This window comes from Streptomyces sp. NPDC101191 (genome assembly GCF_044767915.1).
In the GTDB taxonomy this organism is placed as follows: Bacteria; Actinomycetota; Actinomycetes; order Streptomycetales; family Streptomycetaceae; genus Streptomyces.
In genome coordinates, this window is record NZ_JBIWOU010000001.1 from 692,493 (window position 1) to 718,943 (window position 26,451).

Annotated in this window: 20 protein-coding genes; 13 read left to right on the plus strand and 7 right to left on the minus strand. The window is 73.9% G+C overall.

What is annotated here, in order from left to right; all coding sequences use genetic code 11:
* Nucleotides 1–146: 146 nt before the first annotated feature.
* Nucleotides 147–4,370, minus strand: coding sequence for a S8 family serine peptidase (locus ACIRQF_RS03125; RefSeq protein WP_404088343.1), 4,224 nt, complete (start codon nucleotides 4,368–4,370; stop codon nucleotides 147–149).
* Nucleotides 4,371–4,461: 91 nt separating this feature from the next.
* On the opposite strand from ACIRQF_RS03125, the gene ACIRQF_RS03130 reads away from it, so the two are divergent.
* From ACIRQF_RS03130 to ACIRQF_RS03145, 4 genes are all read left to right on the plus strand, one after another.
* Nucleotides 4,462–5,415, plus strand: a complete 954-nt coding sequence (locus tag ACIRQF_RS03130; RefSeq protein WP_404088345.1) for a helix-turn-helix domain-containing protein — start codon at nucleotides 4,462–4,464, stop codon at nucleotides 5,413–5,415.
* Nucleotides 5,416–5,665: 250 nt separating this feature from the next.
* Nucleotides 5,666–5,884 carry a hypothetical protein gene (locus ACIRQF_RS03135; protein ID WP_404088347.1) on the plus strand — a complete coding sequence of 73 codons (219 nt, stop codon included), beginning with the start codon at nucleotides 5,666–5,668 and terminating at the stop codon, nucleotides 5,882–5,884.
* Entirely contained in the window at nucleotides 5,881–6,948 is a 1,068-nt protein-coding gene (locus ACIRQF_RS03140) for a tetratricopeptide repeat protein (protein ID WP_404088349.1), read from the plus strand. The genes ACIRQF_RS03135 and ACIRQF_RS03140 overlap by 4 nt, the downstream gene beginning before the upstream one ends.
* A gap of 327 nt (nucleotides 6,949–7,275) precedes the next feature.
* Nucleotides 7,276–7,650 (plus strand): FKBP-type peptidyl-prolyl cis-trans isomerase, encoded by a 375-nt coding sequence (locus ACIRQF_RS03145; protein ID WP_382479732.1) that lies wholly within the window; start codon nucleotides 7,276–7,278, stop codon nucleotides 7,648–7,650.
* Nucleotides 7,651–7,713: 63 nt separating this feature from the next.
* On the opposite strand, the gene ACIRQF_RS03150 is transcribed toward ACIRQF_RS03145, so the two are convergent.
* Both ACIRQF_RS03150 and ACIRQF_RS03155 read right to left on the minus strand, forming a co-directional pair.
* Nucleotides 7,714–8,595: an AraC family transcriptional regulator N-terminal domain-containing protein gene (locus ACIRQF_RS03150; protein ID WP_404088351.1), complete on the minus strand. Its 882-nt coding sequence runs from the start codon at nucleotides 8,593–8,595 to the stop codon at nucleotides 7,714–7,716.
* A gap of 135 nt (nucleotides 8,596–8,730) precedes the next feature.
* The gene (locus tag ACIRQF_RS03155) at nucleotides 8,731–9,270 is read right to left on the minus strand and encodes a YbhB/YbcL family Raf kinase inhibitor-like protein (RefSeq protein WP_404088353.1); all 540 of its coding nucleotides are present in this window, start codon (nucleotides 9,268–9,270) and stop codon (nucleotides 8,731–8,733) included.
* A 293-nt stretch (nucleotides 9,271–9,563) separates the two neighbouring features.
* On the opposite strand from ACIRQF_RS03155, the gene ACIRQF_RS03160 reads away from it, so the two are divergent.
* On the plus strand, nucleotides 9,564–10,562 hold the full coding sequence (locus ACIRQF_RS03160; RefSeq protein WP_404088354.1) for a 1-aminocyclopropane-1-carboxylate deaminase/D-cysteine desulfhydrase: 999 nt from the start codon (nucleotides 9,564–9,566) through the stop codon (nucleotides 10,560–10,562).
* 57 nt (nucleotides 10,563–10,619) lie between these two features.
* Here the strand turns inward: ACIRQF_RS03160 and ACIRQF_RS03165 are convergent, their stop codons facing one another.
* The 3 genes from ACIRQF_RS03165 to ACIRQF_RS03175 form a co-directional block, all read right to left on the minus strand.
* Nucleotides 10,620–11,366, minus strand: coding sequence for a DeoR/GlpR family DNA-binding transcription regulator (locus tag ACIRQF_RS03165; RefSeq protein ID WP_382479738.1), 747 nt, complete (start codon nucleotides 11,364–11,366; stop codon nucleotides 10,620–10,622).
* Nucleotides 11,367–11,375: 9 nt separating this feature from the next.
* Nucleotides 11,376–12,275 (minus strand): ketose-bisphosphate aldolase, encoded by a 900-nt coding sequence (locus tag ACIRQF_RS03170; protein WP_404088356.1) that lies wholly within the window; start codon nucleotides 12,273–12,275, stop codon nucleotides 11,376–11,378.
* A 154-nt stretch (nucleotides 12,276–12,429) separates the two neighbouring features.
* Nucleotides 12,430–13,302, minus strand: coding sequence for an SIS domain-containing protein (locus ACIRQF_RS03175; RefSeq protein ID WP_376628215.1), 873 nt, complete (start codon nucleotides 13,300–13,302; stop codon nucleotides 12,430–12,432).
* Between the two features lie 330 nt (nucleotides 13,303–13,632).
* Here ACIRQF_RS03175 and ACIRQF_RS03180 point away from each other — a divergent pair, with 330 nt between their 5' ends.
* Both ACIRQF_RS03180 and ACIRQF_RS03185 read left to right on the plus strand, forming a co-directional pair.
* Nucleotides 13,633–14,523 (plus strand): alpha/beta hydrolase family protein, encoded by an 891-nt coding sequence (locus ACIRQF_RS03180; RefSeq protein WP_404088358.1) that lies wholly within the window; start codon nucleotides 13,633–13,635, stop codon nucleotides 14,521–14,523.
* A gap of 304 nt (nucleotides 14,524–14,827) precedes the next feature.
* The gene (locus ACIRQF_RS03185) at nucleotides 14,828–16,984 is read left to right on the plus strand and encodes a LuxR C-terminal-related transcriptional regulator (RefSeq protein ID WP_404088360.1); all 2,157 of its coding nucleotides are present in this window, start codon (nucleotides 14,828–14,830) and stop codon (nucleotides 16,982–16,984) included.
* Nucleotides 16,985–17,373: 389 nt separating this feature from the next.
* On the opposite strand, the gene ACIRQF_RS03190 is transcribed toward ACIRQF_RS03185, so the two are convergent.
* Nucleotides 17,374–18,573, minus strand: a complete 1,200-nt coding sequence (locus tag ACIRQF_RS03190) for a PucR family transcriptional regulator (RefSeq protein WP_376628221.1) — start codon at nucleotides 18,571–18,573, stop codon at nucleotides 17,374–17,376.
* A gap of 179 nt (nucleotides 18,574–18,752) precedes the next feature.
* Between ACIRQF_RS03190 and ACIRQF_RS03195 the strand changes: the two genes are divergently transcribed.
* The 6 genes from ACIRQF_RS03195 to ACIRQF_RS03220 all read left to right on the plus strand — a co-directional run bounded on the left by ACIRQF_RS03195 (nucleotide 18,753) and on the right by ACIRQF_RS03220 (nucleotide 26,289).
* On the plus strand, nucleotides 18,753–19,565 hold the full coding sequence (locus ACIRQF_RS03195; RefSeq protein WP_404088361.1) for an ABC transporter ATP-binding protein: 813 nt from the start codon (nucleotides 18,753–18,755) through the stop codon (nucleotides 19,563–19,565).
* Entirely contained in the window at nucleotides 19,562–20,524 is a 963-nt protein-coding gene (locus ACIRQF_RS03200) for an ABC transporter ATP-binding protein (protein ID WP_404088363.1), read from the plus strand. The genes ACIRQF_RS03195 and ACIRQF_RS03200 overlap by 4 nt, the downstream gene beginning before the upstream one ends.
* Nucleotides 20,521–21,411 carry a branched-chain amino acid ABC transporter permease gene (locus tag ACIRQF_RS03205; RefSeq protein WP_382479755.1) on the plus strand — a complete coding sequence of 297 codons (891 nt, stop codon included), beginning with the start codon at nucleotides 20,521–20,523 and terminating at the stop codon, nucleotides 21,409–21,411. The genes ACIRQF_RS03200 and ACIRQF_RS03205 overlap by 4 nt, the downstream gene beginning before the upstream one ends.
* Nucleotides 21,404–22,507, plus strand: a complete 1,104-nt coding sequence (locus ACIRQF_RS03210; protein WP_404088365.1) for a branched-chain amino acid ABC transporter permease — start codon at nucleotides 21,404–21,406, stop codon at nucleotides 22,505–22,507. The genes ACIRQF_RS03205 and ACIRQF_RS03210 overlap by 8 nt, the downstream gene beginning before the upstream one ends.
* Nucleotides 22,504–23,778 carry an ABC transporter substrate-binding protein gene (locus ACIRQF_RS03215; RefSeq protein WP_404088367.1) on the plus strand — a complete coding sequence of 425 codons (1,275 nt, stop codon included), beginning with the start codon at nucleotides 22,504–22,506 and terminating at the stop codon, nucleotides 23,776–23,778. The genes ACIRQF_RS03210 and ACIRQF_RS03215 overlap by 4 nt, the downstream gene beginning before the upstream one ends.
* A gap of 501 nt (nucleotides 23,779–24,279) precedes the next feature.
* Complete coding sequence (locus tag ACIRQF_RS03220; RefSeq protein WP_404088369.1) at nucleotides 24,280–26,289, plus strand: SpoIIE family protein phosphatase; 2,010 nt, start codon at nucleotides 24,280–24,282, stop codon at nucleotides 26,287–26,289.
* Nucleotides 26,290–26,451: the final 162 nt, after the last annotated feature.

Consider the following 26,451-nt stretch of genomic DNA (forward strand, 5'->3'; position numbering starts at 1 on the left):
CATGAGATCGTGGCCGGCGGGATTTCTTCCCGCCGGCCACGCGGCGCGGGCGCGGACCGGACCCAGGACTTCCGGGCCCGGTCGGCGCCCCCGCCGGTCAGACGGACGTGTCGGTCATGCGTCGTACCCGCCGTGCGCGGGGTGGATCAGCGGCGCAGCTTCAGGCGGTGCACCCCGCCGTCGACCGTGCCGACGTAGAGCGTGCGACCGTCGGGCGCGGCGGCCAGCTTGGTGGTGTCGGTGTTCTGCAGACCGGTCGAGACGTTCTCCCAGGTGAGGCCGTTGTCGGTGCTGCGCAGTACGCCCCGGCCGCCCTGGACGAGTCCGGACGCGGTCGAGCGGGCGGTGGCCGCGTAGAGCGCTCCGTTCACCCGCAGCAGGTCCGAGACGTGGACCGCGAGCGGGCCGGTGTCGGCGGTACGGAAGGTCCTGCCGTCATCGGTGCTGACCCGGACGGACGATCCGCCGACGACCAGGCGTCGGCCGTCCGTCATGATCGCGGAGACGGGTCCCTCGGCGACCTTGGTCTTGGTGACGCCGCCGTCGTCCGAGCGGTAGAGGCCCGAAGCGTTGCCGAGCCAGAGGCGCCGTGGGTCGCGCGGGTCACCGGCCATGGCGTCGAAGGGCCTCTCGTGGAAGAGGTTCTTCCACGTCCTGCCGCCGTCGGAGGTCGAGAACAGCCCGTCGCCGAAGATGCTCTTGAAGCTGATCGCCACCCGGTCCGGGTCGGCGGGGTGTACCAGGATCACGGTGGGTATCTCCGACGACGTGCCCTTCACCAGCCAGGTCCGGCCGGCGTCACTGCTGCGGGAGACCTCGAAGAGGCCGGTCGCGGTGCGCCGGACCTGCCACACCACCCTGGTGTCCGCGGGCGAGACGGCGATGTGCGAGGTGAGACGACCGGTCATGCCCTCCGCCCCGGACTGGCCCCAGTCGGGGCCGGCGACGGGGATCGCGGTGCGGTAGGTGCCGCTCACCGTTCCGGCGAGCAGTCGGTCGCCGGAGGCCGCGAGGGCGAAGGCGGTCAGACCCTGGACGCCGATCCTCCGGTAGCCGGTGCCGTCGGCCGAGCCACGGTACAGGCCGTCCTGTTCGCTGGAGACGGTCACCGATCCGTCGGCCCAGCGGTCGTAGTCCATCGCGATGGCGGCCTTCGAGGGCGCGGGCACGGGCTTCCAGGTCCTGCCGTGGTCGCGGCTCACCTGCCCGGCGCCGAACAGCGCGCGCAGGTACAGGTCGCCGCCGGAGGCGGACAGTCCGTTGCCGCCCTGCGCCAGGGGCAGCAGGGTGGACCAGGTACGGCCCTTGTCGTAGGAGCCGCGAACGCCCGTTCCGGGGACGTAGGCCGCCACCACGGTGGAGTCGGCCGCCAGGCCGCGGACGGTGTTCACCGGCTCGTCGAGGAGGAGGTGCGCCGGACCGGGGTCGCCCTTGCCGACGCCGTCGATTCGCCAGACGCTGTCGAAGGTCGCGAGGTACAGGGTGTCGCCGACGAGCGTGGCGTCGCGGACGTCACCGGTCACGCCGGTGGGGTACGTCGCCCAACTGTCGCCCGCGTCGGTGCTGACCAGCAGCGTGCCGTCGACGATCGCGGCGAGGGTGCGGGTCTGCTCGTCGGCGACGAACGCGTCGATGCGTGCGTCGGGCACGCCGAGCTTGCGCCAGGTGCGGCCGTTGTCGTCGGTGCGCAGGATCGTGCCGCGGCGGGTGGGGTCGGCGGCCGTGTTCACGGCGTACCACCAGCGGTCGGGGCGGCGGGCGTCGACCACGACCGCTCCGGTGCCGTTGCCGTCGGCGACCGGCAGCCTGCCCACCTGGCGCCAGGTGACGCCGCCGTCGGTGGTCAGCCAGGGGGCGGCCTTCCGGTACTGGGTCACGACGGCCTGCTTCGGCCGGGCGGGCGAGAGCGCGAGGTGGCCGGCCTCACTGTTCGGGCCGATGGGCTCCCAGCGGTCGCGGCGGCTGTCGGCGGGGGTGACCTCGAAGGCGCCGGTTCCGGTGATCCGCCGGCCGTCAACGGTCGTGGCCCACACGGCCAACCGGTAGGCGCCGGCCGCCTTCCCGGTCACGTCGGCCTGGTAGTAGCCGGCGCCGTTCATGGTGGTGGGCAGCGTGAAGGCCTTGCCGTGCGGGGGCGTGACCCGGATCTGCGGCGGCGCGTTCAGGGCGGCCGGAGCGGCGACGTGCACGGTGGAGCGGCCGTCGCTCGGGTCGGGGGACGCCTGGACGACCAGGTGCCGGACGACGAGCAGATACGGCACCCGGAGGGCCGGGCCGCGCGCGGGGGTGGCCGTGATCCGGCCGCTGATCTCCGTGTCGGTGGCCGGGCGGTCGGCGCGCAGGGTGACGTGGACGGTTGCGGACCCGCCGGCGGGGACGGTGAGCCGCGGCGGAGACACGGTGGCCGGCCCGGTGCTGCCGAGGGTGACGGCCAGCGGTTCCCTGCCGGGGTTGGCCAGGCGTACCGTCGCGGTGCCGCCGACGGTCCTGTCCGCCAGGTCGGCGAGGCCGAACGACACGGTCGCCGGGGAGGCGCTGAGGGTGGCCGACGCCGCGGTGGCCACGTCGAGCCGTCCGTTGCCCTGGACGGTGGGGCCGGTCCCCGCGAGCGGCTTCGCGGAGCCGACCAGTGCGGACCTGATCTCGTCGGGGCCCTGGCCCGGGCGCAGTTGGCGCAGCAGGGCGGCGGCTCCGGCGACGTGCGGGCTCGCCATCGAGGTGCCCGACATGCGGTAGACGCCGGGTGCGTACATCGAGGTGGGGATCGTGGAGCGGATCTCCACGCCGGGTGCGACCAGGTCGGGCTTGAGGCCGAAGCCGGTGCCGGGCCCGCGCGACGAGAACGAGGCGATCTGGTCGGTGGAGTCGGTGCCGCGCAGGGTGACGGACACCTTCCCGGCGGCCAGTTCGCGGCTCAGCTGAGCGTACTGGGTCGTGTCGATGCCCATGACGACCAAGCGGTCCATGCGCAGCGAGTCGCCGGAGGCGGCGGTCCGGGTGAGGTCGGGGCGGGCGGGGGTCGCCGTGGCCCCGACCGTTCCCGGGGTCGCGGCGAGCACGGGTCCGCCCCCTGCCGGGAGGCCGCCGAGCACGGCGAGCGCGCCGCGCTCCTCGGCTTCGCGTGCCCAGTCGATGTCGCTCTGGCTCAGGACATCCGTACTGGGCGGGACGAGGATGTCGGCCCGCAGGACCTTGCCCCGTACGTCACCGACCCGCTTCCAGTCCTCGGCCGTGCCCGCGCCGACGTCCACGAGCGGCGCGGTGACCGGTTCCCTGGGCGGGTTCGCGGACAGGACGCCCCGGTACGTCTGGATCAACTCGGGGTCCTTGCCCGCCAGGTACGCGCTGGGTATCCGCAGCCCGCTGGTGGAGGCACCGACCGCGATGACGCCGTCGGCCGACGCCGGGGTGTTGACGGTGCCGCTGCCGGGCCCGTCGTTGCCGGCCGCGGCGACGACGACCACTCCGGCCCGCACGGCGGCGGTCGCCGCGCGGCCCAGCGGGTCGGTGCCGTCACCGGGGCCGCCGAGGCTCATGTTGATGACGTCGGCGGGGTGGGGGTTGGCCGGGTCGGCCGCCGCCTCGATGCCCGCGATGATGTCGGAGGTGTACCCGCTGCCGTCGGCGCCGATGACCTTGTAGGCCAACAGGCTCGCGTCGGGCGCCATGCCGGTGACGCCTCCCTTCCCGGCCGCCTTGCCCGCGATGATGCCCGCGACGTGGGTGCCGTGACCGTTGTCGTCCATCGGGTCGGCGTCGCCGTTGGCGAAGTCGAAGCCGCCGACGACCTTGTGACCCTTGCCGAAGCCGCCGCCCAGGTCGGGGTGACCGTAGTCGACGCCGCTGTCCAGGACCGCCACGACGGTGCCCTTGCCGGTGACCTTCACCCCGGCCCGGTCCTCGCGCTTCCAGACCTCGGGCGCGCCGGTCAGCGGGACGCCCGCGTCCGTGCGCACCTGTATCCGGGTGTCGGGCCGGACGGCGACGACGCCCGGCAGCGCGGCCAGCCGCGCGGTCTCGGAGGCGGGCACCGTCATCGCCACGGCGTTGACGAGCAGGCCGAGTCTGCGGGGTGAGGCGGGGTGCAGTCCGGCCTCCCCCACCGTCCTGACGAAGGCGTCCTGCCGCGCCGCCAGGGCCCGTCGGGCGTGGCCGACGGCGGAGGTGGTGCCGGCGGCCAGGGACGTGAGCGAGCCGCCGGGGGCGGCCGCCACGGCGGCGTCTCCGGACAACTCGACGATGACCCGCTGGTTCGGGCCGGGTGACGTCGCGGTCGCGGTGCCGGGTGTCGCGGTGAGCGTCCCGGCCAGCGCGACGGTGGTGACCGTGGCGGCCGTCAGGCGTCGGGTTCTTCGTGGGTTCTTGGCCATGGGGAGAAGTCCTAGCGCCGAAGTCACTCTCCGTACAACGGATCTTGGCGGCCCATTGCTGCACTTGGCACAAGTGGGCCAGTATCCGCTCATGACGAACGAGCTCACCGCGGCAGGAATCGATCCGTTCGACGAGAGCGTCTACCGGGCGGTGTTGACCCGGCGGACGGCGGCCCCGAGCGAGCTCGCCGCCGACCTCGGCTGCTCCCCGCTCCGCGCCGCCAGGGCGCTGGACCGACTGCACGACCACGGCCTGGTCGGGCGGCTCGCGGGCGTGCGACGCCGGTACGCGGCGATCGAGCCGGGAGCAGCGGTCGAGTCCCTGGTGCGGACCAGGACGGCGGAGTTGGACCGGGTCCGTTCGGCGGCGGGCGAGCTGTCCCGCCTCTTCGCGGCGGCCCAGGCCGGCACCGCCGGAGAGGACGAGGTGGAGATCGCCACCGGCCGCGAGGCGCTCGGCCGTTGGTTCGTCCGCCTCCAGCAGGAGGCGCGCGAGGACGTCATGACGCTGGACCGGCCGCCGTACGCACTGACCACCGCCAACCCGGTGGAGAGCACGGCGCTGGGGCGCGGCGTGCGCTACCGCGCCGTCTACGCCCCCGAGGCGCTGGAGTGGCCCGGGGTGCTCGAGGACATCCGCGGACTCGTGCGCCGTGGCGAGCAGGCCCGGGTGATGCCGGGCCTGCGGATCAAACTGGCCATCGCGGACCGCCGGCTGGCGCTGATGCCGCTCTCCCTGGACCTCGACGGCGTGCGCGCTGCGGTCATCCGCCCCTCCACTCTGCTGGACGCCCTCAGCGACTACTGGGAGCTGTGCTGGAAGCAGGCCCTGCCGCTCGACGCCCCCGCCGAGGACCCGGTCGGCGAGGAGGATCGCCTGGTGCTGACCCTGCTGGTCAGCGGCCTCAAGGACGAGGCCATAGCCCGTCAGCTCGGCTGGTCGGTCCGCACCGTACGCCGGCGCATGAGCCGCCTCCACGACCTCCTGGGCGCGGTGAACCGCTTCCAGGCCGGCGTCGTCGCGGCACGCCGCGGCTGGGTCTGACCGCCACCGGGAGGGAACAGACGCACTGTCCGCCACAGGCAATCGGCCACCGGCACTGATGGCGGCAGGCGGCGGCGCGTGGGGCGCCGTCTCGGCGCCGGACCGACCACGCCGTTGACCCCGGCCGCGCACCTCGGCCTCCGCGTACGGGGGAGCCGGCCGGACGCCGCGGGACCGGCGCGCTCCCCGTCCGTCGATCGTGACCGCACCCGGTGAACGAGAGCCGCGGGCCGATTTCTAGGCTGACCCCATGTCCGACGAGTCGCCTCTCATCCGAAGCCTGCGGGCCGCTGTCGCGGCCGCTCCCGAAGGCGTGCCCCTTCGGCCGCAGTTCGCCGAACCGCTGCTCGCGGAGGCGAGGCACGCCGAGGCCGCCGTACAAGCCCCGGTCGCGCCGCGGCACGCGCCGGGCGACGAGGCCGTACGGGACCTGACGGCCCGCGCCGTGCCACGGAACGACGTCCGATGAGCAGCGCCCTGCGACAGGCCGACGCCCTCTTCGACCTGGGGCGCTACGAGCGGGCCGCCGCACTCGCCGCCCAGCATCTCGCCGGCGCCCCCGACGACGCCACCGCACTCGTGCTGCTCGCACGCTGCCTGCACCGCCTCGGTGACGAACAGCAGGCACTCACCACCGTTGAGGAGGCCCTGAGCGTCGAACCCGACTCGCTGGGCGCCTGGCTGACGCAGGCCCAGGTCCTGGCCTCTCTGAAGGAGTACGAGCGGGCCGAGGTCTCCGCCCGGCGCGCCGTCGAACTCGCCCCGCAGTACTGGGGCAGCCACTACACCCTCGGCACCGTACTCGACGCCGCCGGCCGCCGGAAACGCCGGCGGGCCGCGTACGAGTCGGCGCGCACGGCCACCGCGCTCGCCCCCGAGGAGAGCGACGCGCACTTCCTCGTCGGCCTCACCGCCCACCGCAGCGGCAGGTACCGGGTCGCCCAGGACGCGTACGAGACGGCGCTGCGTCTCGACCCGAACAGCAGCCAGGCCCACAACAACCTGTCGCTGCTCCATCTGCGCCGCCGCTGGCTTCCCGGCTCGTGGACCCGGGCCGCCGAGGGATTCGTCCAGTCCGCCGCCCTCGACCTGAACGACCGCCATGCCCGCCACAACCTGGAGACGATGGCCCTGGGCACCGTCTCCGGCTCCCGCTGGGTGGCACTCGCCGGCACGGTCGCGGTGGCGTGCGGCTCCGCACACCTGCGGGCGGGCGCCACCGGCACCGACGCCCTCCTCACCTTCCTGGTGTGCGCGACCGTGCTCGTCGGCAGCTGGGGAGGCTGGCTGCTGTGGCAGAGCCGGCGGATCCCGCCCCACCTGCGCCGCCCCCTCCTGCTGGTGTCGCGTGGCTGCCGGCAGGTCCTCGGAGTGGCGCTCGCCGTCGGGCTGCTCGTCGTCCACTCGGCCTCGGCGCTGGTGCTGTGGCGCAGCGCCGTGTTCAGCGCGCTCGCGATTCCGCTGTTCGTCTTCGCGGTCGTCACGTCCGTGGCCGGCCACACCGCCCTCCAGCAACGCGCGCCGAAGCCTTAGGAGGCAGGGTGACGGTGCTTACGCGGCGCTTCCGGCCGTCAGCGTCCGCGGAGGGTCCCCGCACCGGCCCGCAGGGGCCGTGATCCGCCCGGCGAGCAGCCGGACCTCGGGTCAAGCAGCGAGTGGAACGCAGGGACAGGCCCCGCCGCTCAGCCGAGCCGGACAGCTCGTCCGCTGCTCCGGGGAGTGTCGGCCGAGCGGCGTGCGCCGCGGGACGGGGTGTGCTGCGGGGGCGGGATGCTCGGTAGCGTGATCAGTAGGTGCATGGAGTGTCCATGTGTCCGGACGGTCCCCGCGAGGGCCTCCGGCGGAGAGTGGTGAGGCGCGATGAGTGAACTGACGAAGCCCGAGGTCGACGTTCCGGAGGGTGATGCTCCCACCGAGCTGACCGTTCGGGACCTGGTCGTCGGGGACGGGGCCGAGGCGAAGCCGGGCATGGTGGTCAGGGTGCACTACGTCGGTGTCACCTTCGAGTCCGGGAAGGAGTTCGACGCCTCCTGGGACCGGGGCCAGCCCTTCAAGTTCGCCCTGGGCGGTGGCCGGGTCATCAAGGGCTGGGACCGGGGGGTGAGAGGGATGAGGGTCGGCGGTCGGCGCGAGATCATCGTTCCCCCGCGTCTCGGCTACGGGAAGCAGTCGCCCTCGCCGTTGATCCCCGCGGGGTCGACCCTGATCTTCGTGGTGGACCTGCTCTCGGTCTGAGACTGACCCGACGGCCGGCGACGGACCGGCCGCCGGGGGGCAGTGGCGCGGGCACCGCGGCGGCTACGTGGCCGTCGCGCTCGCGCGCGTGCGTGCCGCGTCGACGCTCGGTGGCACCCCGAACTGGCGCTTGTACTCCCGGCTGAACTGCGAGGGGCTGTCGTACCCCACGCGGGTGCCGACGCCGGTCACGTCGTGCGGACGGTTGGCCAGCAGGAGCCGCGCCGCCTGCAGGCGGATCTGCTTCTGGAACTGGATCGGGCTCATCGCCGTCACCGACTGGAAGTTCCGGTGGAACGCGGAGACGCTCATTCCGGAGGAACGGGCGAGGTCCTCGACCCGGAAGGCCTCGGCGTAGTGGTCCCTGATCCAGTCGACCGCCCGGGTGATGTGCGCCAAACCGCTGTCAGCGAGGCCCAGTTGCCGGACCGCCTCGCCCTGCTCCCCCGTCATCAGCAGCCACAGGATCTCCCGCTTGACCAAGGGGACGAGCACCCGGCGGTCACGCGGACGGTCCAGCAGACGCAGCAGGCGGACGATCGCGTCGATCAGCTCAGCCGAGGCATCGCTGATCATGATTCCCGGCCGCGGGGCCCCGGCCGGTCGCGGCAGGTCGCCCGGCCCGGCCTGCAGCATCAACTCCGCGATCACGGAGGGCTCCAGCGTCATTCCGAAGCCGAGCTCCGGGCCGCCGGGCGCGACGCGTCCGGTCACCGGCAGATCGGCTGAGGTGACCAGATACTCACCGACCCCGTACTCGTACACCCGGTCCCCGAGCGCGAGCCGCTTGCCGCCCTGCGCGATGACGGCCAGCATCACCCCGGACATCGCGTACTCCGGCTCGTCGCCCGGGTCGGCGCGGCAGATCCGGACGCCGGCGATGGGCGTGGTCAGGTCAGGCCGTGCGTGCCGCTCCAGCAGATCGCGTAGCTCGTCGAGGGACATGGGCCCATCTCACCACGGGCTGACCCGCCCCCTTCCGCCGGAGAGAGGATCGTGCAAGAGGAGGGGAAGATCGTGCGGGCGTCCCGCCAGGCGTCAGGGACGCCCGTGGCGAGGTCGCTCTCGCACCGTGGACATCTACGCTCCGGTGTCCTCGTACTCGGCGATCAGCCGGCCGCGGGCGATGGCGTGGAACCGGAGATGAAAACCGACGAAGGCGGGCGCGGCGTCCGCATCCGGTCCGAGCTTCTCCCGGTCCACGGCGTACACCGTGAACACATAGCGGTGCGGGCCGTCTCCCGGCGGCGGCGCGGCCCCGCCGAAGTCCCTGCTGCCGTAGTCGTTCCGAGCCTGCACGGCACCCGCGGGCAGACCGTCGAAGGCCCCGGTCCCGGCCCCGGCCGGCAGCTCGGTGACCTGCGCCGGGATGTCGAAGACCGTCCAGTGCCAGAAGCCGCTGCCGGTCGGCGCGTCCGGGTCGTAGCAGGTGACCGCGTAGCTGCGGGTGCCCGCCGGCCCCGTCGACCAGCTCAGCTGCGGCGAGGAGTTCCCCTTCGCGTACACGTGCATGTCCGGCAGGACCCCGCCGTCCGTCAGATCCGTGCTGGTGACCGACAGCTCGGGCACCGGCGGGTGAAAGTCGTGCGGCAGCGGAGGGCGGTTCGTCGAGTCGCTCATTCCCGTTTTCCTTGTCCATGGTCTCGGTGACGTCGCCCGGACGGGCAGGTCCCTCATCCGAGCACGTGTCGCGGGGCGGTGCCCGATCGGCGGGAGGATCGTTCAAGCGGGCGCGTTCTTTGTGCACGTGTCCCCGCGTTCCCTTGACCGCGGAGAGCAAGAGCGCGGAGAGGTAAGAGGGCGAAGACCGTGCGGCAAGGAGGTGGGGCCCGGACGGAGCCCGGTGGGAAGGTCGCGGAGGGCCGGTCGCACAGCCGTTCAGATCGCCGGCGCGGTGCTCTACGGTCTCCTCCATGCGACCTCCGCTGCTGCACCGGCGCTGTCCCGAACTGACCGGCTCGCTTCCCTTCCTCCGGCTGGGCGAGGCGCCCACACCGGTTCGGCCCTTGCCCGCGCTGGGCACGCGCGCCGAACTGTGGGTCAAGGACGAGAGCGGATACGGCAACGGCGGCTGGGGCGGCAACAAGGTCCGCAAACTGGAGTGGCTGCTGCCCGAGGCCCGGCGGCGCGGCGCCAGGACCATCCTGACGGTCGGCGGCCTCGGCACCAACTGGGGCCTGGCGGCCGCCTGCTACGCACGGGAGACAGGGCTGGAGGTGGCCCTGGGCCTGATCGACCACCCCGTCGACGAGCACGTGCGGGCCCAGCTGGAGCGGCTGCGCGCCTCCGGCGCGACGCTGCACTTCCTGCACAGCAAGAAGCGGCTGATCCTGGCGGCGCCCTGGCTCTTCGCCCGGCACACCCGGGGCCGCTCGCTGCCCTACTACCTCCCGGCGGGCGGCTCCTCGCCGCTCGGCACGCTGGGCGCCGTCGAGATCGCCCTGGAGCTGGGCGCGCAGGTCGAGGCCGGAACGGTGCCGGAGCCGGCCTGGCTGGTCACCCCGGTCGGCTCCGGCGGCACCGCCGCGGGGCTGGCCCTCGGACTGCGGCTCACGGGGATGCGGACCCGCGTCCTCGGCATCGTGGTCAACGACACCCTCCGGCTGGACCCCACCGCCCTCCTCGGGCTGGCCCGCCGCTCCGCGGCCCTGCTCCGGGCCCGGGGCGCCGACCTGGGCGGCACCGCGCCCGCCGCCGGCTCGATCCGCACCGAGACGGCCTGGCTCGGCGACGGCTACGCGCACCCCACGCGGGCCGCGGACGCGGCACTCGCCCGAGCCTCGGCCGAGGCCGGTCTGACGCTGGAACGGACCTACACCGCCAAGGCGCTCGCGGCCCTGCTCGCCCTGGACGCGGCCGGTCGGCTGGAGGGCGGCCCCGTGGTCTTCCTCCACACCCACGGACCGCGCTGACGCGGGCGTCGGGCCGAGGGCCGGCCCCTGCGCGGGCGGCACCCTCCCCCACGCGGGTCAGGCGCGCAGGACCCGTACTCCCGCGGCCGTGACGGCCGCCTCCTGCTCGTCGGTCAGCTGGTCGTCCGTGACCAGGTCGTGGATGTCGGAGAGCGGGCAGATGTCGGCGAACGTGACCCGGCCCACCTTGCTGCTGTCCGCCAGGACGACGGCCCGCGCCGTGCTGCGCAGGAAGGCCCGGTCCGTGGTCGCCTCCATCTCGTCGTGCGTGGTGCAGCCCTCGCTCGCCGTCAGCCCGTCGACTCCGATGAACGCGATGTCGAGGTGATAGTGCGCGAGCATCCGCTCGGCCGCCGGTCCCACGAGTTCGTAGCTGGCCGACCGGCCGATGCCGCCGATGACGACCAGGCGGGTCTCGGGCCGGGCGATCAGCTCGGCCGCGATGTTCACCGCGTTGGTCACGATGGTGATCCCGCCCCGGTCGGCCAGCCTCCTCGCGAGTTCGCTCGTCGTCGTCCCGCCCGTCAGACCGACCACGGCGCCGTCGGGCACCAGGCTCTCGGCGGCGAGCGCGATCTGGCGCTTCTCCACCTGACGCGTCTCGCGCCGCCGGCGCAGCGGCACCTCCAAGTTGACCGCGCCGCCCCGGGTACGGTGCAGCAGCCCCTGGTCGTGAAGTTCCTGGAGGTCGCGCCGGACGGTGGCGGTCGAGACCTCCAGGAGGTCGGACAGCGCGTGCACATCGGCGCTGCCTTCGTCGTTCACGTACGCAAGAATGCGGGCCGTTCGATCAGCTTTGAGCATGACCGCAGTCTAAAGGGGCTCACCGGCAGCGCCCTCGGTGCTGCTGCCGGGAGTGGCGACCGCAGGGTCGGGGCGGGAAGCGGTCAGGATCCGCAGCAGGCGCGCCACCTCCCGTGCCACCGCCTCCCGGCCGTCGCCCAGGTAGACCCGGGTGTCGACCAGCTCGGCCTCGGCCGACAGCCGGCTGCGGACCGCTGCGGTGAAGGCCTTGTTGAGGTGGGTCGCTATGTTGATCTTGGTCATGCCGTGCGCGACGGCTTCCGCCAGAGCCTCGTCCGCCACCCCGGAAGAGCCGTGCAGGACCAGCGGCACGGGGACGGCGGCCCGCAGGGCGGCGATCAGGCCGAGGTCCAGGGTCGCCGTGCGGGTGAGCATGGCGTGCGACGTGCCGACGGCGACGGCCAGCGCGTCGACGCCCGTGCGCGAGATGAACTCGGCCCCCTCCCGGGGGTCGGTCCTCGCTCCGGGCGCGTGGACGCCGTCCTTCCCGCCGACCTCGCCGAGCTCCGCCTCCACCCAGACGCCCGCGGCGTGACACGACGCCGCCACCTCGGCCGTCGCCTGCACGTTCTCCTCGTACGGCAGGACGGACGCGTCGAACATCACCGAGCCGAAGCCCAGCTCGACCGCCTCCTCCACCAGCGACCGCCGGGTCGCGTGGTCGAGATGGACGGCCACCGGCACCGTGGCCGCCCGGGCCACCGCCAGGACCGCGCTGCCTATGGGCTCCAGGCCCCGGTGGTAGCGCACGGCGTTCTCGCTGATCTGGAGAACGACCGGGGCCCCGGCGGCCTCAGCGCCGGCCACGATGGCCTGTGCGTGCTCCAGTTGGATGACGTTGAACGCTCCGACGCCGGTTCGGCTCCGCAGGGCAGGTGCGACGATCTCTCCGGTTCCGACGAGGGTCACGATTCTCCTTGAGGGTGTGCGATGACGCTCACGGCGCCGGCTCCGTGCCGGCGCCGACCGCCCTTGGGCCGACCGCCCGTGGGCCGACCGCCCTTGGGCCGACCGCCGGCCGGCCGTCCGTGGGCATGCCGTCGACGGGCCCCGTGGCCGCCGGTCAGGGCTGGTCGAGGACGATGGAGCGGGTGAGGTTGCGCGGGTGGTCGGGGTCGAGGCCCTGCTTGGCCGCGAGGCCGACCGCGAGGCGCTGTGCGCGGATCAGGTCCGCCAGGGGGTCGAGCGTGGTGGTCGACACCTTGGCGCCGGTCGACTCGACCTGCCGGACGAGGCCCGTCGGCGGTTCGCCGAGGAACCACACCAGACTGGCCGGGCCGCTCACGCTGATCGGTCCGTGCCGGAACTCCATGGCCGGGTAGGACTCGGTCCACGAGGACGACGCCTCCCGGACCTTGAGCGCGGCCTCCTGGGCGACGCCGCAGGTCCAGCCGGTTCCCAGGAACGTGAACTGCCCCGCGTCGAGCGCACCTTCGGGCAGCGGCGCCTCCAGGGCCCGGCGCGCCTGCTCGGGCAGGTCCGCCGGTGCGAACCCGAGGTGCGCGCGCAGCAGGACGAGGGCGGTGGTGGCGAACCTGGTCTGCACGACGGACTTCTCGTCCGCGAACTCCAGCGCCACCACGTGCCGCGCCGCGTCGCCGACCGGGGTGCCCGGGTCCCCGGTGATCGCCACCGTCTCGGTGTTCCGTACGCGCGCCAGCGCCGCCAGCACCTCGGTGGTCGTGCCGGAGCGGGTGAGGGCGAGCACGCGGTCGTACCGCCGGGCGGCCGGGAACTCGGACGCCGCGAACGCGTCGGTCTCCCCCTGCCCGAGCGTCTCGCGCATCGTCGCGTACGCCTGGGCGATGTAGAGCGAGGTACCGCAACCGACGACCGCCACCCGCTCACCGGGAGCCGGCAGGTTCTCCGGAGCCAGATCGAGAGCGCGCTGCCAGCACTCGGGCTGGCTGGCGATCTCTTCGTCGACATGGGCCATGAAGGTCCTCCTGCGCAAGGCTGCAAAATGGTGCGTGAAGTTGCTCGATATATAGTCCACAGCGTCAACTCCGCGCAATACTGCGCACGAGACCTTCAAGATCGAGCATCTGCGCTCCGGCACGGTCCCTGTACCGCTGACCGATCCGGCCGTCGCGGCAGGGCGGTGCGCGGCGGGCCCGGTAGCCGGTGACCGGTCATTTCGCCGATGTCCTCCGCCGCCTGCGGCCCGACAGTGGCGGGGCCGGTCCACACCGGCGCGCCGGCCGCCTCCGGACGGCGCCGTGCGACCCCCACCTGACGGCACACGACTCGAGAGGACGACTCCGTCGTGAAACGACACACCGCTGCCGCCGCAGCAGCCCTGTCCTGCCTGGCATTCCTGGCCGCGCCGGCCGCCACCGCCACGGCCGCCACCACCGCCGCCGCCGCCGCGGACAATCCCTACCAGCGCGGGCCTGCGCCCACCGTGGCCTCGATCGAGGCGGCCCGCGGGTCCTACGCGGTCTCCCAGACCAGCGTCTCCTCCCTCGCCGTCACCACGTTCGGCGGCGGCACCATCTACTACCCCACCTCCACGAGCGACGGCACGTTCGGCGCCGTGGTGATCTCCCCCGGCTTCACCGCGTACGAGTCCTCGATCGCGTGGCTCGGACCCCGGCTCGCGTCGCAGGGTTTCGTCGTCTTCACGATCGACACCCTCACCACGCTGGACCAGCCGGACAGCCGCGGCCGCCAACTCCTCGCGGCCCTCGACTACCTGACCCAGCGCAGTACGGTCCGGGCCCGCGTCGACGCCTCGCGGCTGGGGGTCATGGGCCACTCGATGGGCGGTGGAGGCACCCTGGAAGCCGCGAAGAGCCGCCCCTCGCTCAAGGCCGCCATCCCGCTCACCGGCTGGAACACCGACAAGACCTGGCCCGAGATCACGACCCCGACCCTGATCGTGGGCGCCGACGGCGACACGGTGGCCCCGGTCGCCACCCACTCGGAGCCCTTCTACGAGAGTCTGCCGGCCTCGCTGGACAAGGCGTACCTGGAGCTCAACGGGGCCACCCACTTCACCCCCAACAGCTCCGACACGACGATCGCGAAGTACAGCGTCTCCTGGTTGAAGCGGTTCATCGACGACGACACCCGCTACGACCAGTTCCTCTGCCCCCTGCCGCGGCCGAGCCTGACGATCGAGGAGTACCGGGGCACCTGCCCCCTCGGCTCCTGACGTGCCCGTCGTCCCGCCGCGTGCCGGGGGCGCGGCGGGGCGCCTCGGGGCGCCGCCGCCCGGCGCGTTCGACTCGCGGAGGACCGACGGGTTCGACTCGTGGAGGGCAGGCGGGTTCGACTCGTGGAGGACCGGCGGGTCCGACTCGCGGAAGACCGACGGTTCCGCGCCGCTCGGGGACTGCCGGGGCCCCGGACCCGGGGCACTTACGTTGTCCGCGTGCACAGCCGGCGCCCCCGAGGTGTGGAACCGAGCCCAACGCCCTCCTCTTTCCTCACCTCTTACCGGCCAGTACCGTGACGGCGTGAGTGGAGCGTCGAATTTCGCCGCTGCTCCGCGGCTGTACGACCGCACGTCCGAACTCGCCACCGTGGCGGCGCTGTCGGCGCGGGCCGCCGAAGGTGCGGGTTCCGTTCTGCTGCTCACCGCCCGCGCCGGCATCGGCAGGACCGCCCTGCTCGACCGGGCGGTCCGGGACTCGCGGGTCCGGGCGCACCGGGTGGCCGCGCCCACCGGCAACCGCGTTCCCTGGAGCGGAGTGCGCGCCCTGCTGTCCGCCCTCGCCCCCACGCCCTCGGCCGCGCGCCGTGCCCTGCGGACGGCACGTGGCCCGGGCGGAGTGCCCGGCGCGCTGGAAGTCCTGTGCCCGGGCGAGCCGTTGCTGCTCTGCCTGGACGACCTTCACCGCTGGGACGCGTATTCCCGCACGTCGCTCGACGCGGCCTGGCGTGGGAACCCCGGACCGTGGGCGTGGGTCGTGTCGTTCGCCGCCTACCACCGGCCCCCCGACGTACCGGGTGCCCGGCTGCTGTCCCTGGGGCGGCTTAGCCGCGCGGGTGCGGGGGCCCTGCTCGACGACCGGTGCCGGGGGCCCCTGACGACGTCCTTCCGCTCACGTCTGCTCGACGAGGCCGCGGGCCATCCCGGGGTCCTGGCCGCGGCGGCCGCCCGTGTCTCCGCCGAGCCGGAGCGCGGGGGCTGCCGACCGGGCACGCTCACCGACGACGCCTTGCTGTCCGAGGTGTACCGGGGGCTCCTCGACTCGCTGCCTGCGGAGTGCGGGCGGGTGCTGACACTGGTGGCCGTCGCCGGCGAGCCGCTCCCCGGCACCGGGGAGCCGGACCCGCCGGCCGGACGGCTCACCCCCGTAGGTCCCGTCGGCGCGGACGCGGTCCGCCCGGTCGGCGCCGACGCGGATGGCGAGCCCTCCGGATCCTCCGCCTGCGCCACCGCCGAGGCCGACCCGGCAGAACGGGACTTCCGCGAGGGATTGTGTGCCGCACTCGGCGCGCGGCTGCAGGACGCGCACGCGCCGCTGGCCCGGGTCGTCGCCCGCGACGGCTCGTCCGACGAGCCGCGCCGTCTGGTGCGCGCGGGCGCGGCCGCCTTGGTCCTCGGGGACGCGCCGACCGCCGTACGCGTCCACACCCGGGCCCTGGCCGCGGTGCGTGCCACGGCCGGGAGCACGCTACTCCCCCGGGTCCTCGAGCACCTGGCCTACGCCGAGTTGCGAGCAGGACAGCACGAGCGGGCCGCCGCGCACGCCAGGGACGGGCTCCGTGCGGCGGAGCTCGCCGGGCAGCGCAACCCGGCCGCCCACCAGCACGCGATCCTCGCCCTGGCGGCCTCCGTCCGGGGTGACGCCCAGGCCGTCGTGGAGCACGCGGACCGGGCGCTCGGAACCGCCCGAGCGCACGGTCTCGTGCAGGCGACCACGCTCGCGGAGTGGGCGATCGCCCGGGCCGAACTGGCGGGAGGTCTCGCCGCACAGGCCGCGGCCCGTCTCGCGCCCCTCGTCCGGAGGGGGCCGCGCGGCGGCCACTTCGCCCTGCGGATGCTCGTGGTGCCCTGCTTCGTCGAGGCCGCGTGCGCGGCGGGCCGGGAGGCCGACGCCGGTACGGCGGCCGAGGAGTTCGCGGTCTGGGCCGGGTTCGGCCTCGACCCCCAGGCGCCCGCCCAACTGGCCCGCTGCCGAGCTCTGTTGGCGGGGGCGGGCGATTCGGCGGACTGGTACCGGGAAGCGGTGCGGCACCACGAGGACAGCGGCAACGACTTCGAGCGGGCCCGGACCCTGCTCGCCTACGGCAAGTGGCTGCGCCGACGCCGGCGTCTGGTCGAGGCGCGCGGCCCGCTCGGCGACGCGCTGGTCACCTTCGAGCGCGCGGCGGCCGGGGTGTGGGCCGACCAGGCACGGGCCGAACTGCGGGCGACCGGAGGCCCGGTGAGGGGGAGGGCCGTCCCCGGTGCGGCGGGTGAGCTGACGCCCCAACAGCAGCGCATCGCCGGGCTGGTGGCGGCGGGGGCGACGAACCACGAGATCGCCGACCGGCTCTCGGTCAGCCCCCGCACGGTCGACCACCACCTGCGGAACGTCTTCGCCCGGCTGGGCGTCCGGTCCCGCGTCGAACTGTCGGGCCTCCTGTCCCGAACCACGGGGAACGGCCACCGCTCCGACCGGTAAGCCGATGAGCCGGTGAGCCGATGAGCCGGTGAGCTGGTGAGGTGAAGCGATGGTCCGATCCTCGCCGCCGCAACGGATCAGGCGCCGCTCGCTCCCTCCGTACGCGACAAGCCGCCCGGTCAGGCCGCGCCGTCCCGACACGACGGTCCGCCCGGACAGGCCCCTCCCTCCGTCCCCGGCGTGCCACCCCCGGCAGGCCGCGCCGTCCCCGACGTGACCGTCCGCCCGGTCAAGCCGCGCCGTCCCGACGCGACGGTCCGCCCGGGCAGGCCCCTCCCTCCGTCCCCGGCGTGCCGCCCCCGGCAGGCCCTCTCGGCATCGGCCCGGACCCTCAGCCACGAGACCGTCAGCGCGCGGCTCCCGGTGCGAGACCGTCATCCCCGAGACGCTCAGCCCGAAGCAGTCAACCGGAACGCGTCCAACGCCAGCGTCATCTCCGTGAGGTCCCGCGGCCGGGACAGGGACCGGGACGTCAGCTGTTCCAGGCGGCGCAGCCGGTTGAAGACCGTGTTGCGGTGACAGTAGAGCCGAGCCGCCGCCCGGCCCGCCGAGCCCTCGCACTCCAGCCAGACGTCCAGTGTCTCCAGCAGGATCGCGCGGTCGGCCGGGTCCAGTTCCAGCAGACCGCCCAGGACGTCCGTCACCAGAAGGCCGGCCAGCTCCGGTTGGCCGACCACCAGGGCGCCCGCCATCCGCCGGTCCAGCCGGACGATCTGCCGTGAGTCCGGCGGACTGGTCCGCAGTGCCAGCTCCGCGAGCCTGCGGGCCCGTCCGAGCTCCGCCAGCCCCGTCACCACCGGACTGATCCCCCCGGGCCCGGGGCAGCGCCCGTCGAGCAGTTCGGACAGGGCGTCCAGGCCGGTGCCCTCGACCAGCGACACCACCCCGATCTCGCAGTCCGTGCCCATCCGCCACAGGAACCGCACGCCGGCGCCCTGCACCCGCCGGTGGAACGGCTCGGGGACCTCGCGCCGGTCGTGCCGCAGCACCACCACCGCGTACCGGCCGTGCTCCGGCAGATCCAGGCCCGCCGCCGCCCGCGAGGTCACCCCCGGCGAACACTGGCCGTGCAGCAGCGCGTCCAGGAGCGCCTGGAGCTGCTCGTCGGTGCGCCGCCGCAACTCCCGTTCGGTGGCCCGGTACGCCTCCGAGGCGGTGTCGGCCTGCGCGTCCACCGCCTGCCAGACCATGGTCGCCGACTGGGTCAGCACCGCCAGTCGCGACGGGAACGCCGACGCGTCCTCGATCAGCGCCTCCCACACCAGGTGACCGGCGTGCCGGTAGGCGTGCACCACCAGCTCCAGCGGCATCCCCTGCTCGGCACGCCGTCGCCCCAGTTCGTCGGCGTGCTCCAGATCCCGCCGCGGTGAGTCCCGCGGTGCCGAGATCATCTCGATCCCGATCCGCATCGCCTCGTGGGCCTCACGCCAGTGCTGGTCGTGCGGCACGACCCGGCCGTACACCGGGGCGTGCTCGTGCAGTTCTCTCAGGTGCTCGTCCACCAGCTCGGGCAGCCGCTCCAGAAGCGCCGTACACGCCTCGGCCAGCAGCTTCCAGTCATCGCCGGTCCGTGGTCTGCGCCGTCCCATGCCCGGAGGATGCCACCCCCTACCCCTTCCCGACAGGCCCCTGACACGCGGTCTTGTGCGCGTGCACAACCCGTACCGGCGCCCGCTGGTCACCGGCAGCGTTTCGGCCGCCGCACGTGGACGGGCGGCCTCCGCGGTGCTGGGGTGAGCGCCACTGAACGGGCCACGGAAGGGGAACCATGGGAGGGACCGGACTCGCTCTCGAGGTCACGGACCTGTCGGCGGGCTACGGACCGGTACACGCCCTGAGGCGGGTGTCGTTGACGGTGCCGGAGGGCTCCGTCGTCACCGTTCTCGGCGGCAACGGCGCGGGGAAGTCCACTCTGCTGAGGGCCGTCTCGCGCACGCTGTCGTTCCACGGCGGGGCCGTCACCTCCGGGACCGTCGCCCTGGGCGGGCGGCCGATCGGCGGGCTCACGCCGGACCGGGTCGTCGCCGCCGGCGTCTGCCAGGTGCCGGAGGGGCGGCAGGTGTTCACCCGGATGACCGTGGAGGACAACCTGCGGGCGGGGGCGCTCGGCGCGCGGGGGGACCGGAAGGCGAGGGCGTCGGCGCTGCGGCGGGTGCACGAGCTCTTCCCCGTACTCGCCGACCGGTCCCGCCAGCGTGCCGGACTGCTGTCGGGCGGTGAACAGCAGATGCTCGCCGTGGGTCGCGCGCTGATGGCCTCGCCGAGGCTGCTGCTCCTCGACGAGCCCTCGCTCGGTCTCGCCCCGCTGATGGCGGCCCGGATCGCCGACACGATCCGCGAGATCAACGCCCAGGGCACCACCGTCCTCCTCGTCGAACAGAACGCGGCGCTCGCCCTGCGGCTCGCCGACCGGGCGTACGTCCTGGAGGTCGGCGAGGTCGCCCTCTCCGGCCCGGCCGCCGAGCTCGCCGCGTCCGACGAGGTACGGCGCCGCTACCTGGGGGTCGTCGACGAGGACACGGACGCGCCGGACGCCGTCGTCGTCCGTCCCGTGCTCTCCGGCTGGGAGGAGACCCGATGAGCGATCCCGTCGACCGGGGTCCGGACCCCGGTGGTCCCGCGCGGCCGGCCGCCGCACCCGGCGATCACACCGCGACCGGCGCCCGGTCCGCGGCGCCTCCCGCCGCCGCGAAGGCGCCGGATGCCGTACCCGCCTCCCCCGGGGCCGTCGCACCCGAGGGGGCCTTCCCCCCGAAGGCCCCCTCAGCCGTCCCCGCCCTGGACGTCCGTGACGTGACGGTCCGCTTCGCCGGGCTCACCGCGCTCGACGCGGTCTCGTTCACGGTCCGCCCCGGCACCGTGCACGCCGTCATCGGCCCCAACGGGGCGGGGAAGTCCACCTGCTTCAACGTGCTCTCCGGCGTCTACAAGGCGACCTCGGGAAGCGTACGGCTCGGCGCACACGAACTCACCTCCCTGCCCCCGCACAAGATCGCCGGGCTCGGCGTCGCCCGCATCTTCCAGAACCTCGCGCTCCCGCCCCGCACCACCGTCGAGGACAGCCTGATGCTGGGCCGCCACCGGCTGACCCGTGCCGGCTTCCTCGCCACCGGGCTCCGGCTGCCCTCCGCCGCACGTGAGGAAGCCCGCCACCGCGCCCGCGTCCGCGAGATCGCCGCCTTCGTCGGCCTGGAGAAGCAGCTGGCGCAACCCGCCGGTTCCCTCCCGTACGGGCAGCAGAAGCTCGCCGAACTGGCGCGCGCCCTCTGCATGGAGCCCTCGCTGCTGCTGCTCGACGAACCCGTGGCCGGGATGACCGCCGACGAGCGTCGCCGTACGGCCGCCGTCATCGCCGGCGTCCGCGACAGCCTCGGGATCTCCGTCGTGCTCGTCGAGCACGACATGGGAGTGGTGATGCGACTGGCCGACGCCGTCACCGTCCTCGACTTCGGCCGCCGGATCGCCGACGGCACTCCCGGCGACGTCCAGAACGACCCCGCGGTCGTCCGTGCCTACCTCGGAGAGGAGACCGCCGGGTGACCACCTTCGCCGAACTCCTGCTGAACGGCGTCTCACTGGGATCCGTCTACGCCCTCATCGCCCTCGGCTTCGTGGTGATCTTCCGCGCCACCGAGGTCGTCAACTTCGCCCACGCCTCCCTGCTGCTCGCGGGCGGCTACGTGACCGCCGTGCTCCACGAGAGCATCGGCTTCTGGCCGGCGCTGCTGGCCGGGATCGGCGGCGCGGCCCTGGTCGGCGCGGCCGTCGAGTTCCTCGTGATGCGCCGCTACCGCGGCTCCGACCAGAGCGTCCTCGCCATTGTCACCATCGGCGTCGACATCCTGCTGGCCACGGAACTGACCCGCCGCATCGGCACCGACATCCTGTCGCCCGGTGACCCGTGGGGCGACGCCGTCGTCACCCTGGGTCCGGTCTCCCTGGCGCAGACCCGCATCGCGGCCTTTCTCGTCGCCGGGCTGCTCATCACCGCCTTCCTGCTCGCCTTCCGCCACACCTCCTGGGGCGTGGCCATGCGCGCCGCCGCGGAGAACCGGGAGACCGCCGCGCTCATGGGCATCCGGCTCGGCCGGGTCTCGCTCGGCGCCTGGGCGGTGGCCGGCGGCCTCGCCGCCGTCGCCGCGCTCTTCCTCACCGTCTTCCCGACGCCGGGCCTGGAGCGCACCACCTCGCTCGCCGCGATGAAGGCCTTCCCGGCCGCCATCCTCGGCGGGCTGGACTCCACCACCGGCGCTCTCGTCGGCGGCCTGCTGGTGGGCGTCACCGAGTCCCTCGCCACCGGCTACCAGGGCGATCTGACCTTCCTCGGCCGCGGCATCGGCGATCTCGCCCCGTATCTGGTCATGGTCGCGGTGCTGCTCCTGCGCCCCGCCGGGCTCTTCGGCACGAAGGAGCTGTCCCGTGTCTGACACGCTTCCCCGCCGCGGAGCGGCCGCCCTCGCACGGCCCCGCGTCCACGCGTGGGCCGCGGCCGGGCTCGTCCTCGCCGGCCTGCCGTTCTACCTGGACCGGTTCTGGCTCCAGGCCGGGCTCTTCGCCATGGCCGCCGCGATCGGCGCCATCGGCATCAACCTGCTGACCGGTGCCACCGGCCAGCTGTCGATGGGCCACGCCTTCTTCCTCGCCGTCGGCGCGTACGGCTACTGCGCCTTCGCCGGGGACGGGACGGACGGGCTCACCGGACTCGGTCTGCCCGGCTGGCTCGCCGCCGTCCTCGCCGTCGCCCTCGCGGGTGCGACCGGAGGGGCGTTCAGCCCGATCGCCGGCCGGCTGCGGGGCGCCTACCTCGGCATCGCCACCCTCGCGCTGATCTTCATCGGACAGCACGTCCTGTTCAACGCCGATGACCTCACCGGCGGTTTCAACGGGCGTGCCGTGCCCCCGCTGACCCTCTTCGGCCTCACCTTCGACGACAGCGAACTGGTCGTCGCGCAGGTCCCCTTCGGCTCCGCCGAGAAGCTCTGGTACCTCGGCCTCCTCCTGCTGCTCGCGAGCGCCCTCTTCGCCCGGGGCGTGCTCCGCGGCCGCCCGGGCCGCGCCATGAACGCGATCCGGGACCACCGGATCGCCGCCGGGGTCCTGGGCATCCCCGTGGCCCGCTACCGTGCCGCCGCCTTCGTTCTGTCGTCGATGTACGCGGGACTGGCGGGGGTGCTGCTCGCGCTGGTCTTCCAGCGCACCGTGCCGGAGTACTTCGGCATGCTGCTCTCCCTCGAATACCTGGCCATGATCGTCATCGGCGGTCTCGGTTCGGTCGCCGGAGCGGTGGTGGGAGGGGTCTTCGTCTCCCTGCTGCCGCAGCTCCTCAACCGGTACAGCGACGCGCTGCCCCTGGTCTCCGCCCCCGGGACGGGCGGGATCGCACCGGGGGAAGCCGCCCGCTATCTCTACGGCGCCGCCGTCGTCGCGGTGGTGCTCTTCCTGCCCGGCGGCCTGGTCCGGCTCGCCGCCCGGCCACGCGGGCGAACCGCCCGGCCCTCGCACTCCTCCAGGGAGGAACGATGACCCACCCCCGCCACGCCTCGAGAACGACGGCCGTCGCACTCGCCGCCGCACTTGTCGTGCTCACCGCGGTCGGCTGCAGTTCCAAGGCCGGATCCACCGATGACGCGGGCCCCGGAGCCGACGGGGTGAAGTCCGGCAAGGGCGTCACCGACACGACCATCGCGGTCGGTGCGCTCACCGACATGACGGGCGTGTACGCCACGCTCGGCAAGAGCGTCACCCAGGCCCAGCAGCTGTACGTGAAGCAGGTCAACGCGGCCGGCGGGATCTGCGGGCGGCGGTTGGAGCTGACGGTCCGCGACCACGGCTACGACCCGCAGAAGGCGCTCTCCGCCTACACCGAGCTGGAGCCGAAGGTCGTCGGCTACACGCAGTTCATCGGTTCGCCGTTCGTCGCCGCCGTGAAGCAGCGCGTCGACGACCGGGACAAGGGACTGGTGCTGCCGCAGGCCTGGTCCGCCTCGCTGCTCGGCTCCCCGTACATCCGCGTCCTCGGCTCGACGTACGACATCGAGACGATCAACGCCGTCGACTTCCTGGTGAAGGAGAAGGGGCTGAAGGCGGGCGACAAGCTGGGCCACGTCTACTTCGAGGGCGACTACGGCGAGAACGCCCTGAAGGGGTCGAAGTTCGCGGCCGGGAAGGCGGGGCTGACGATCGTCGAGCAGAAGATCAAGCCCACCGACAACGACATGTCGGCACAGGTCGCGGCGTTGAAGCAGGCGGGCGTCAAGGCCGTCGTCGTCAGCGCGGGTCCGCGGCAGGCGGCCTCGCTGGTCGGCGTCGCCGCGGCGACGAGGTTCCTCGTGCCGGTCATCGGCAACAACTCGGCCTTCGCCCCTCAGCTGCTGGGCACCCAGGCCGGACCGGCGCTGGAGAAGATGTACTGGTTCGCCTCTCCGAGTCTCCCGATCGGTGCCGACACCCCGGCCGCGAAGAAGGTCGTCGCCGACTACAGGGCCGCGTACCCGAACGACGGCCTCGACAACGGCATCGTGGCCGGCTGGACGGCCGCCGGCGTCTTCGGGGAGGCGCTGAAGAGGGCCTGCGACGCCAAGGACCTCACCCGGGAGGGCATCGGCAAGGCCCTGCTGACCCTGAACGCGTACGACGCCGGCTTCGGCGTGCACGACTTCAGCGACCCGAACGCGCCCTCCTCACGCGAGTCCGTCATCCTCCGGCCGGACAAGTCCGTTCCTGGCGGCATGCGGACGGTCCGTGAGCCGTTCGTCTCCGAGGCGGCGAAGGGCTTCACCCCGAAGGCCGGCTGAACGCGGGCCCCGGGTCTCCGGCGGGAGACTCCTTGGATGTTCCTGCCGGAGACCGGGGGCCCGACCGAGCCGGAGGCCCGGGGCCCGCGTTCAGCCGAAGGGCTGGTGCCCCGACCGAGCCGAGGGAAGGGAGTGCCGGGACCGGATCTGCCCGGTCCCGGCACTCCCTTCCCTCGGACCGGGCCCGCACCCGGGGGCGGACCGTGTCAGGGCGGCGGAGGGTTCCCGGGCCGGTACTCGTCCGACTCGGTCGCGCGTCACCCGTTCGTACGGCAGCGCGGGCAGCGGCCGCCGTTCGCGCACAGACTTCTGACAGCCGCCCGTTCCCCTCGCGTACGAGGGCGGGGGAAGCACGTCCACGCTGCAAGGGATGGTCCATGTCCGAAGCGTTCCGTGGTGTGACCGGCCTCCACGTCCCCGACCGCGTGCCCTGCGTCGGCCCCGGACGCCACGCCGAGGCCCTGCTCGCGCACGACTAGGCGGGGAGAGATGGGCGGCGGCATGAGCGTCGGCGAGGACCTGCCCGGGCTCGGCGAGGCGGTTCTGGACGCACTCTTCACCCAGGCGGACGTGGGGGTCCATGTCCTCGACCCCCAGCTGCGCGTGCTGCGGGTCAACCCGGTGGCCATCGGCATGCGTGGAGTCGAGCAGGAGAGCCTCATCGGCCGGCCGGTGTCGGAGGCGTACACGCCGCTCGGCGTCGACGTGGACGTGGGCATGTTCCGTGAGGTTCTCGCCACCGGGCGGCCCGTACGCGAGGCGCTGATGCGCAGCCGGCCGCTCGTCGATCCGGACCGGGAGCACGTGTACTCCATGTCGGTGTACCGGCTGAGGAACGCGGAGGGCCGCGTCCTGGGGCTGGTCGCCACGACGGTGGACGTGACCGAGCGGGAGCGCGCGCAGGGCCGGCTGAACCTGCTCCACCGCGCCCGGGAGCGGATCGGGAGCAGCCTGGACGTGGAGCGCACGGCCCGTGAGCTGGTCGACGTCATGGTGCCGGGCTTCGCGGACGGCGCCGTCGTGGCGCTCACGGACTCCATCCTGCGCAACGGGGCGCCGGGGCCTGCGGGCCCCGACGGAACGCTGCCGCTGCTGCGTTGTGCCGCGGCCGCGGGCCCTGCCGACGAACGCCCGCCTCCGCCGATCGGGTCGGTCCTGTTGCCGGGGCTGTTCGGTCCGGAGCTGCCGTCCTCCCCCATGGTGCTGGCAGCCCCGGAGCGGCTCGGCGGGGACGCCGCCGAGGGTCCGCTGTTGGTCGCGTCCTTGCCGGCACGGGACCAGGTCCTCGGCGCGGTCGCCTTCCGGCGGCGCCCCGGCGCCGAGCAGTTCACCGCCGAGGACGTGGAGCTGGTGCGCGGGGTCACCTCGCGGACGGCGATCAGCCTGGAGAACGCGCTGCGCTTCACCCGCGAGCACATCGTCATGACGGCCCTGCAGAGCTGGCCGCTCCGTCAGGAACAGGACACCCGGCGGGCCGCCGAGATCGCCCAGCGCCACCGCCCCGGGGGCACCGGCGCCGCATCCTGGTTCGACGCCCTGCCGCTGCCCGGCGCCCGGGTGGCGTTCGTCGTGGGCAAGGTCGAGGACCCGGGGCTGAGCGCGGTCGCGACGATGAGCCGGCTCCGGACCGCGGTCCACAGTCTGACCACCCTGGATCTCGACCCTCACGAGCTCCTGGCCCGGCTGCACGCCACGGTCCTGCGGCTCGCCCGCGAGCAGGCTGCCACGGGGGAGACGGACGAGCCGACGGCCCACTGCACGTTCGCCGTCCACGACCCGGTCAGCGGCCGGCTCGACATCGCGCGGGCGGGCAGGTCGCTGCTCGCCGTCGTCCACCCGGACGGCTCGCTCGACACCTCACCCGTACCCGACGGGCCTCTGCTGGGGGAGGAAGGGCCGCCGTTCGCCAGTACGAGTGTCGTGCTGCCCGAGGGCAGCACCATCTGCCTGGCCTCCCCCTCGCTCACGGAGCAGGACGGCCCGACCGTCGAACAGCTGGCGGCCGCCCTGGGCCACCCGGTGCGCCCGCCGGAGGAACTCGCGGACGACGTGGGCGCGCTGCTGGCCGCCGACCGCGTCCTGCTCGTCGCCCGGACCCGACTCCTCCCCGACGACGACGTGGCCGAGTGGGCGGTCGAGTCGGAGTTCCGGGCGGTCGGCCCGGCCCGGCGCAAGGCGAAGGAGCGCCTGCGGGAGTGGGAATCGGCGGCCGACCCGTTCGCCGTCGGACTCGTGGTGAGCGAACTGGTCACCAACGCCGTCCGCTACGGAGCCGCACCGATCACGCTGCGGCTGATCCGTGGCGAGGGAACGCTGATCTGCGAGGTCGACGACGGCGCCCTCGCCGCCCCGTACCTGCAGCACGCCAAGGCAGTGGACGAGGGCGGCCGCGGGCTGCACATCTGCGCCACGCTCGCGGAGAGCTGGGGCGTCCGCTACCGCGAGGACGGCAAGACGGTCTGGGCCGAACTGAGCACCACGCCGGACGCCGAACCGGAGCCGAGGCGCTGAGCCGCCGACCTGCTGCTGTGCTGCTGAGCTGCTGCGGTGGGGGGGGGGGGGCGGGGGGGGGGGCGCCCCCCCCGGGGGGGGGGCCCGGGGGGGGCCCCCCCAAAAGGACGAACGCGGCGGGGGGCGGCCCGCCCCCGCGGAGCGGGGAGGCGAGCTCTGGGG

Excerpts from the sequence above, each read along its gene's own strand:
- ACIRQF_RS03125 (WP_404088343.1), bottom strand. The coding sequence starts at position 4,370 with ATGGCCAAGAACCCACGAAGAACCCGACGCCTGACGGCCGCCACGGTC.
- ACIRQF_RS03130 (WP_404088345.1), top strand. The coding sequence starts at position 4,462 with ATGACGAACGAGCTCACCGCGGCAGGAATCGATCCGTTCGACGAGAGC.
- ACIRQF_RS03135 (WP_404088347.1), top strand. The coding sequence starts at position 5,666 with ATGTCCGACGAGTCGCCTCTCATCCGAAGCCTGCGGGCCGCTGTCGCG.
- ACIRQF_RS03140 (WP_404088349.1), top strand. The coding sequence starts at position 5,881 with ATGAGCAGCGCCCTGCGACAGGCCGACGCCCTCTTCGACCTGGGGCGC.
- ACIRQF_RS03145 (WP_382479732.1), top strand. The coding sequence starts at position 7,276 with ATGAGTGAACTGACGAAGCCCGAGGTCGACGTTCCGGAGGGTGATGCT.
- ACIRQF_RS03150 (WP_404088351.1), bottom strand. The coding sequence starts at position 8,595 with ATGTCCCTCGACGAGCTACGCGATCTGCTGGAGCGGCACGCACGGCCT.
- ACIRQF_RS03155 (WP_404088353.1), bottom strand. The coding sequence starts at position 9,270 with ATGAGCGACTCGACGAACCGCCCTCCGCTGCCGCACGACTTTCACCCG.
- ACIRQF_RS03160 (WP_404088354.1), top strand. The coding sequence starts at position 9,564 with ATGCGACCTCCGCTGCTGCACCGGCGCTGTCCCGAACTGACCGGCTCG.
- ACIRQF_RS03165 (WP_382479738.1), bottom strand. The coding sequence starts at position 11,366 with ATGCTCAAAGCTGATCGAACGGCCCGCATTCTTGCGTACGTGAACGAC.
- ACIRQF_RS03175 (WP_376628215.1), bottom strand. The coding sequence starts at position 13,302 with ATGGCCCATGTCGACGAAGAGATCGCCAGCCAGCCCGAGTGCTGGCAG.
- ACIRQF_RS03190 (WP_376628221.1), bottom strand. The coding sequence starts at position 18,573 with ATGGGACGGCGCAGACCACGGACCGGCGATGACTGGAAGCTGCTGGCC.
- ACIRQF_RS03195 (WP_404088361.1), top strand. The coding sequence starts at position 18,753 with ATGGGAGGGACCGGACTCGCTCTCGAGGTCACGGACCTGTCGGCGGGC.
- ACIRQF_RS03200 (WP_404088363.1), top strand. The coding sequence starts at position 19,562 with ATGAGCGATCCCGTCGACCGGGGTCCGGACCCCGGTGGTCCCGCGCGG.
- ACIRQF_RS03215 (WP_404088367.1), top strand. The coding sequence starts at position 22,504 with ATGACCCACCCCCGCCACGCCTCGAGAACGACGGCCGTCGCACTCGCC.
- ACIRQF_RS03220 (WP_404088369.1), top strand. The coding sequence starts at position 24,280 with ATGAGCGTCGGCGAGGACCTGCCCGGGCTCGGCGAGGCGGTTCTGGAC.